The 7,208-nt window shown below is 49.3% G+C and carries 5 protein-coding genes and 6 tRNA genes; 7 read left to right on the plus strand and 4 right to left on the minus strand.

What is annotated here, in order from left to right:
• The first annotated feature begins 298 nt into the window (after nucleotides 1-298).
• Entirely contained in the window at nucleotides 299-1,501 is a 1,203-nt protein-coding gene (gene nupC, locus KCR01S_RS21410; protein ID WP_052285731.1) for a nucleoside permease NupC, read from the plus strand.
• 50 nt (nucleotides 1,502-1,551) lie between these two features.
• On the opposite strand, the gene KCR01S_RS21415 is transcribed toward nupC, so the two are convergent.
• The 3 genes from KCR01S_RS21415 to KCR01S_RS21425 form a co-directional block, all read right to left on the minus strand.
• Nucleotides 1,552-3,744: a sensor domain-containing phosphodiesterase gene (locus KCR01S_RS21415; protein ID WP_061284997.1), complete on the minus strand. Its 2,193-nt coding sequence runs from the start codon at nucleotides 3,742-3,744 to the stop codon at nucleotides 1,552-1,554.
• A 186-nt stretch (nucleotides 3,745-3,930) separates the two neighbouring features.
• Nucleotides 3,931-4,006, minus strand: a tRNA-Ala gene (locus KCR01S_RS21420).
• Between the two features lie 39 nt (nucleotides 4,007-4,045).
• Nucleotides 4,046-4,121, minus strand: a tRNA-Ala gene (locus KCR01S_RS21425).
• 216 nt (nucleotides 4,122-4,337) lie between these two features.
• Between KCR01S_RS21425 and KCR01S_RS21430 the strand changes: the two genes are divergently transcribed.
• Together KCR01S_RS21430 and KCR01S_RS21435 are read left to right on the plus strand one after the other, a co-directional pair.
• Complete coding sequence (locus tag KCR01S_RS21430; protein WP_061284998.1) at nucleotides 4,338-4,694, plus strand: YfeC-like transcriptional regulator; 357 nt, start codon at nucleotides 4,338-4,340, stop codon at nucleotides 4,692-4,694.
• 9 nt (nucleotides 4,695-4,703) lie between these two features.
• On the plus strand, nucleotides 4,704-5,102 hold the full coding sequence (locus KCR01S_RS21435; protein ID WP_061284999.1) for a YfeC-like transcriptional regulator: 399 nt from the start codon (nucleotides 4,704-4,706) through the stop codon (nucleotides 5,100-5,102).
• A gap of 43 nt (nucleotides 5,103-5,145) precedes the next feature.
• Here KCR01S_RS21435 and gltX read toward each other — a convergent pair whose 3' ends face one another.
• Nucleotides 5,146-6,561: a glutamate--tRNA ligase gene (gene gltX / locus KCR01S_RS21440; RefSeq protein ID WP_061285000.1), complete on the minus strand. Its 1,416-nt coding sequence runs from the start codon at nucleotides 6,559-6,561 to the stop codon at nucleotides 5,146-5,148.
• A 247-nt stretch (nucleotides 6,562-6,808) separates the two neighbouring features.
• On the opposite strand from gltX, the gene KCR01S_RS21445 reads away from it, so the two are divergent.
• The 4 genes from KCR01S_RS21445 to KCR01S_RS21460 all read left to right on the plus strand — a co-directional run bounded on the left by KCR01S_RS21445 (nucleotide 6,809) and on the right by KCR01S_RS21460 (nucleotide 7,206).
• Nucleotides 6,809-6,884 (plus strand) — tRNA-Val (locus tag KCR01S_RS21445).
• Between the two features lie 44 nt (nucleotides 6,885-6,928).
• A tRNA-Val gene (locus tag KCR01S_RS21450) sits at nucleotides 6,929-7,004 on the plus strand.
• Nucleotides 7,005-7,050: 46 nt separating this feature from the next.
• Nucleotides 7,051-7,126: transfer RNA gene (locus KCR01S_RS21455), tRNA-Val, on the plus strand.
• Between the two features lie 4 nt (nucleotides 7,127-7,130).
• Nucleotides 7,131-7,206, plus strand: a tRNA-Lys gene (locus KCR01S_RS21460).
• The last annotated feature ends 2 nt before the right edge of the window (nucleotides 7,207-7,208 follow it).

Genomic DNA, 7,208 nt, shown 5'->3' on the forward strand with positions numbered 1-7,208 from the left:
GCTAACAAAATGAGAATGATTATCAAGTTCATTTACGAGGGATGATAATTATTGCTCTGATAGCCGGAACCGATAGCCAGACTGGAGGTTAGGATGGATTGGTATACGCTTAATGACAGAGTAGTACAACGTGGAAACTTTTCATACATTTACTTAACATCACAAAAATGTATCGAAGATCACTAATTTAGAGTTTGCTCACAGGTTCTGAATATAGTGAGAGACAGATCTCGTTTTATTTGACCATGTTACATAGAATGTGCACGAAAACTTAACCCGCCTCATGTTTGGAGCAAATATGGACCGCGTCTTCCATTTTATTCTCGCGCTCGTTGTGGTTGCGATCCTGGCCTTACTGGTCAGTTCCAACCGTAAACAGATTCGCATTCGTTATGTTATTCAGCTACTTGTCATCGAAGTATTGCTGGCATGGTTCTTCCTGAACTCTGATGTCGGTCTGGGTTTCGTAAGAGGCTTCTCCGAGATGTTCGAAAAACTGCTCGGTTTTGCCAACGAAGGGACCAACTTCGTCTTCGGCAGTATGAACGATAAAGGCCTGGCATTCTTCTTCCTGAAAGTTCTGTGCCCTATCGTCTTCATCTCCGCGCTGATCGGTATTCTGCAGCATATTCGTATCCTGCCGATTATCATTCGTGCGATTGGTACCGTGCTGTCTAAAATTAACGGCATGGGTAAACTGGAGTCTTTCAACGCCGTCAGCTCGCTGATCCTGGGCCAGTCTGAAAACTTCATCGCCTATAAAGATATCCTCGGTAAAATGTCCCGCAACCGCATGTACACCATGGCGGCAACGGCGATGTCTACCGTGTCTATGTCTATCGTGGGCGCATACATGACCATGCTGGAACCAAAATACGTCGTTGCGGCGCTGGTTCTGAACATGTTCAGCACCTTTATCGTTCTGTCGCTGATCAACCCTTACCGCGTTGATGAAAGCGAAGAGAATATCCAGATGTCTAACCTGCACGAAGGACAAAGCTTCTTCGAAATGCTGGGTGAATATATTCTGGCAGGCTTCAAGGTTGCAATTATCGTTGCGGCAATGCTGATCGGCTTTATCGCACTGATCGCAGCGCTGAACGCCCTGTTCGCTACCGTGACCGGTTGGTTTGGCTACAGCATCTCCTTCCAGGGCATTCTGGGCTACATCTTCTACCCAGTGGCATGGATCATGGGTGTACCGGCTAACGAAGCTCTGCAGGTGGGTAGCATCATGGCAACCAAACTGGTTTCTAACGAATTCGTTGCAATGATGGATCTGCAGAAAGTGGCTGCGGAACTCTCCCCACGCGCGGTGGGCATCATCTCCGTATTCCTGGTCTCCTTCGCTAACTTCTCTTCTATCGGGATTATCGCCGGTGCGATTAAAGGCCTGAATGAAGAGCAAGGTAACGTGGTTTCCCGCTTCGGTCTGAAACTGGTTTATGGTTCAACGCTGGTGAGCGTGCTGTCTGCTTCTATCGCCGCGCTGGTGCTGTAATCCTTCATCGTTAAAAAAGGGCCTGTAACGTCAGTTACAGGCCCTTTTCTTTAGGCTTCGGTATGGTATCCAATCTCACAGAGCGGCCGAGGTTTATCAATCAAATACCCCTGCATGTAGTGCACGCCCAGCTCAGTCAGCAGCGCCTGCTGCTCCTTGGTTTCAACAAACTCTGCCACCACTTCAAGATTCTGTACTTTCGCCAGTTCGCAAATTGAGCGAATGATCATGGCATCCATCGGATCGGTCAGCACATCGCGCACAAAGCTACCGTCAATTTTAATGATATCGGCCTCAACGCGCTTAAGTCGCTCGTAGTTGGCGTAGCCGGTTCCAAAGTCATCAATCGCTATCTGACAGCCGAATTCACGCAGACGGTTGAGGTTTTTAATGCTGACATCAGAGTTTGAAAACGCTTGCTCTTCGGTGATTTCCACAATAATGCGCTTAACGTTGACCCGATAGCGGCGGAACAGCGCGATAATTTCGGCAGCACTCTCCTTTTGCATCAGGGTGTAAGGCATTAAGTTGACGGAAAAGCGCTGACCCGGGAACGCATCCAACGACAGGAACAGCTTTTCCAGCACCTGCATATCAAAGCGCTTACTGAGGTTAAACTGGGTCAACACCGGGATAAATTTATCCGGTGTCACCATGCCATTAGCGTCAACCAGGCGGCTAAGAATTTCGTAGTAACCTTCCCCGGTGGGCTTTCGAATCGGCTGCGCATACAGCACAAACCCATCATCATCGAGCGCATGTTTAATACGGTTCAGCAGCACGACTTGCTCACTGGTTTGATCAAACGCCTCCACCTGGCCATTATCAAGCTTAAGTATTTGCCCCGCCTCTCCCGCCTGCTCGGCAAGCCAGCTTAACTGACCCAGCGTATGATAGAGATTGCCATCCTGAGCACGTACCCGCCCCCAGGAGATGCCGTATTCCAGATTCAGCACCGAGTTGTTCCAGCGAATTTCCTGACTGCGGAGAAACGCAACCAGATGGTGTAAACGCGCCGCGGTATCTGGACCAGATAGCACGAGAAGCAGCTCATTACCGGGCAACTGAAACAACTTTTCGTTAGCGCCCAGCACCGGTTGCAGCACTTGCGTAATGCTACGCTTGCACTGAATGCGCATCATCATGCCGTAGTGACGGCTCAGAAAATCAAGATTTTCGATATGAACACAGCAGACGTTAGCCATACCCGGCTTTTCGAGGTACACCTCCAACGCGCGCAAATTAGGAAGACCGGTTAATGGATCGAGCATCGCCTGTTCTTGCCACTTTTGTCGGACACGTTTGCTGCGGTGATAAATCTGTAGCATGTACAGCAGGCACACCGTGAACGAGATAAGCGATGATAAAATAAAGGAGAGCGAGTACTGCGTCTGAATGCCGTGTAAAAAGTTAGTGTTGTTCATCACCAGCATAAACGCGGAAAGAGTCCAGGCCATAATAACAGACTGGTAAGTTAACTGACTGATTCCAAATGAGAAAAATATAAATATCACCGGAGCGAGGTAGCCGGCAAAATAATCATTGTTGAGCGGCATGCATAAGAAAAAGAGCAGAACGGCAAGCCCGAGGAACCAGCCACATACGTTTAGCCGACATCTAAAACTCTGGTAGTACCCAAAGTTACGGCGCCAGAATGCTCTGGCATAATTGGTGTTAAGGCACATCCTAAATGGGTAATAGAACAGTTTTGTGAAAATCAGCGATGCACAAACCAGCCCCTGGATATCAACAATAGAGTAAATTTTTGTTGTTATATTAAAATAACTGAACATTGATTGTGGAATAACGGTAAATTCGCCGACCAAATACATCATGACTTTTGCCATAATAGGCGTTGCGAAACCAAACCAAAAAACATGTAAGCCTAGGTTATGAATCACTAAACCATGTCGCCAGCGACGCCCTAAAATAGAGCGTAAAATAAGGCCGGAGATACACACCGCAGTTAGCTGACAAAAAAGTAATATTAATGAATTAACCGGTGAAAGATTTATCTGCCAGTAATTTGCCGCAGTGAACCCAACGATCAGTGGCAGCACCGCATGGCGCCCAAACAGCATCACCAGTGCAATCATAACGCCTAATGGTAACCACGCCAGATAAACGGAGTGACCTTCATAGAAAGCGGTTGGCGATATATAACGAGAAAAAGGAATGGCAACCAGGCTCATTATCAGAACCAGGAAGAATTTTTTAATTGAGGTAATCCATTTAACAGTCATGCGTAGCAGCCGATATCCTTTATCGTACGTAGAGTGACTGCCTAAATATTATTGTCACTAATAATTCGAAGCAAGCATGGTCTATAAAATACTGAACAATGCCCGCATTTTATATTATATCCGTTGTTTTTTCACGCAGTTAGCAAATGCAAAAAACCCCCGCCTTTCGGCGAGGGTTTCGTAATTTGGTGGAGCTAAGCGGGATCGAACCGCTGACCTCTTGCATGCCATGCAAGCGCTCTCCCAGCTGAGCTATAGCCCCACAGTGCTTTTACGTTCCAAACCTGATGGGAGCAGGATTTGGTGGAGCTAAGCGGGATCGAACCGCTGACCTCTTGCATGCCATGCAAGCGCTCTCCCAGCTGAGCTATAGCCCCAACGTAAAGCTGTCGTGTTGACGGGCGGCATAATATGAATTCCCTTGCACAGTGTCAACGGCAAAATACGTTAAAGGAAGCTAATCGCTGAAAAATCAGGCAAACGCGCAACAATACGCACCTGCTCGCAAACAGGAGTTATGCGTGTCACGTTTTCAAGTAAAACGATGCTATAACATGAACATGTAATTCCCACACTGCGACTCAGGAAATTGTATGCTCAAGGAACGAATGACGCCGGAGGAGATCGCCCATCTGACGGGGTATAGCCGACAAACTATCAATAAGTGGGTGCGTAAAGAGGGCTGGACAACATCGCCGCGTCCGGGTGTTCAGGGGGGTAAAGCACGCCTGGTGCATGTAAATGAACAAGTCATGGCGTTTATCCACAGCGCCCAGCGCGTTTGTGAGGCCGCAGCCCCCTACGCTGCCAACGGTAATGAACCCCCTTTCCATACGCTACTGTTAACGTTGGCCGATGAGATGACCGACGTTGAACAGAAACAGTTCACCACACTGCTGCTGCGAGAAGGTATCAGCGGTTTATTACAACGTCTCGGGATCCGCAGCTAAGCATTCGTTATGAAAAAATTTCCCGCAAAAATGTCTACGGAAGAATTAGCCAACCATCTGGGCATGACCCGACAGACCATCAATCGCTGGATCCGCGAACAAGGTTGGCATACCGAACCGCTCCCCGGAATCAAAGGTGGACGAGCGCGGCTTATTTCAATCACTCCGGCCGTTCTCGAGTATCTTGCCAATATGCCCGCACTGCGTAACGTATCGGCTGAAAACCAGATGCAAGAGCCTGTACGAAGCTATAGCGCGCGAGAATCGGAAGTGGTCTGGCGGCAAATTACCGATGTACTGCAAAATATGACGCCTGTCGAACAACAGCGGCTACAGCTGTTGCTTGCCCGGGAAGGCATTAGCGGCTTTTTATCGCGGCTTGGTCTGAGCAACGACGACGAGGCGTAAAAAAAGCGGGTTTCCCCGCTTTTTATCAAACATTGGCTAGCGATTACTGCTGGCTTTCACGCTCAGCAATAAAACTCAACGCTTTGTTAATACGCTCAATGCTACGGGATTTACCAATAGCATGTACGGTAACGTCCAGCGCAGGCGATTGCCCTGCTCCAGTCACCGCAACGCGCAGTGGCATGCCGACTTTGCCCATGCCCACTTCCAGTTCATCTGCGGTAGACTGAATCGCGTGATGTACGTTTTCAGCAGTCCATTCAGTGATAGCGGCAATTTTATCACGCACCACTTCCAGAGGCTGACGCGCAACCGGACGCAGGTGTTTCTTCGCCGCATCGGCATCGAACTCAGCAAAGTCTTCATAGAAGTAACGGCAGCTCTGCGCCATCTCTTTGAGCGTTTTGCAGCGCTCGCCCAGCAGTTTGATAAGCTCGGACAGCTGCGGACCTACGCGAGTATCAATATTTTCCTGCTCGATGTGCCACTGCAGATGCGTTGCCGCATATTCGGCTGGCAGAGTATTGATGTAGTGGTGGTTCAACCACTGCAGCTTCTCTGTATTGAATGCACTGGCTGATTTACTCACGGCATTCAGTGCGAAGTATTTGATCATCTCTTCACGGGTGAAGATTTCCTGATCGCCATGGGACCAGCCCAGACGCACCAGATAGTTCAGCAGCGCCTCCGGCAGATAGCCGTCATCGCGATACTGCATTACGCTGACCGCACCGTGACGCTTGGACAGTTTTTTGCCGTCATCACCGTTGATCATGGAAACGTGCGCGTAAACCGGCACCGGCGCATTCAGCGCTTTCAGGATGTTGATCTGACGCGGGGTGTTGTTGATATGATCTTCACCGCGAATCACGTGCGTGATTTCCATATCCCAGTCATCAACCACAACGCAGAAGTTGTAAGTTGGGGAGCCATCGGTACGGCGGATAATCAGATCGTCCAGCTCCTGGTTGCTGAATTCGATCGGCCCACGGATCTGGTCATCAAAAATAACGGACCCTTCCTGCGGGTTAGCGAAACGCACAACGCACGGTTCATTATCAGCATGATGTTCGTGACCATGGCGGCAGCGGCCGTCGTAACGCGGTTTTTCCCCCTTCGCCATCTGCTCTTCGCGCAACGCTTCCAGACGTTCTTTGGAGCAGTAGCATTTATAGGCCGTACCGGCTTCCAGCATTTCATCAATCACGGCGTTGTAACGATCGAAACGCTTGGTTTGATAGTACGGGCCTTCATCCCATTCCAGATTCAGCCAGTTCATCCCATCCATGATGGCTTCAATGGCTTCCGGCGTTGAGCGCTCGAGATCGGTGTCTTCAATACGCAGCACAAACTCACCGTCGTGGTTACGTGCAAAAAGCCAGGAATAAAGAGCAGTACGAGCACCGCCGACGTGCAGATAGCCGGTCGGGCTAGGCGCGAAGCGAGTTTTGATTTTCATGAAATGGCCTTACGTTTATAAAGATGCCGACAACCGGCAAATCCTGGAAATAAAAGTGGGCAATATTCTATCACTCCCACTCGGTTGTTCCCACCGCCAGCGCATGCTTTACTGTTTTTGCTTAGAATTCATACATAATAGGACGTTTTGCGATCGACTTGCTTAATTTTACGACGAACGAACAATTTCTTTAGAAAATGCGTTGACTCATTTTCAACTCTCCCTATAATGCGACTCCACACAGCGGGGGTGATTAGCTCAGCTGGGAGAGCACCTCCCTTACAAGGAGGGGGTCGGCGGTTCGATCCCGTCATCACCCACCAACTACTTTATGTAGTCTCCGCCGTGTAGCAAGAAATTGAGAAGTGGGTGATTAGCTCAGCTGGGAGAGCACCTCCCTTACAAGGAGGGGGTCGGCGGTTCGATCCCGTCATCACCCACCACTTTCTCGCCAGCTGGATTTCTTGCAAAAATGTGAAGTACCGAAGTGGGTGATTAGCTCAGCTGGGAGAGCACCTCCCTTACAAGGAGGGGGTCGGCGGTTCGATCCCGTCATCACCCACCACTTCGGGTCGTTAGCTCAGTTGGTAGAGCAGTTGACTTTTAATCAATTGGTCGCAGGTTCGAATCCTGCACGACCCACCAAT

It is taken from the genome of Kluyvera cryocrescens NBRC 102467, assembly GCF_001571285.1.
Classification (GTDB): domain Bacteria; phylum Pseudomonadota; class Gammaproteobacteria; order Enterobacterales; family Enterobacteriaceae; genus Kluyvera; species Kluyvera cryocrescens.

What these genes read in the sequence shown, in the direction of transcription:
- KCR01S_RS21415 (WP_061284997.1), bottom strand. Translation starts at nt 3,744, where the DNA reads ATGACTGTTAAATGGATTACCTCAATTAAAAAATTCTTCCTGGTTCTG.
- KCR01S_RS21430 (WP_061284998.1), top strand. Translation starts at nt 4,338, where the DNA reads ATGCTCAAGGAACGAATGACGCCGGAGGAGATCGCCCATCTGACGGGG.
- KCR01S_RS21435 (WP_061284999.1), top strand. Translation starts at nt 4,704, where the DNA reads ATGAAAAAATTTCCCGCAAAAATGTCTACGGAAGAATTAGCCAACCAT.
- gltX (WP_061285000.1), bottom strand. Translation starts at nt 6,561, where the DNA reads ATGAAAATCAAAACTCGCTTCGCGCCTAGCCCGACCGGCTATCTGCAC.
- nupC (WP_052285731.1), top strand. Translation starts at nt 299, where the DNA reads ATGGACCGCGTCTTCCATTTTATTCTCGCGCTCGTTGTGGTTGCGATC.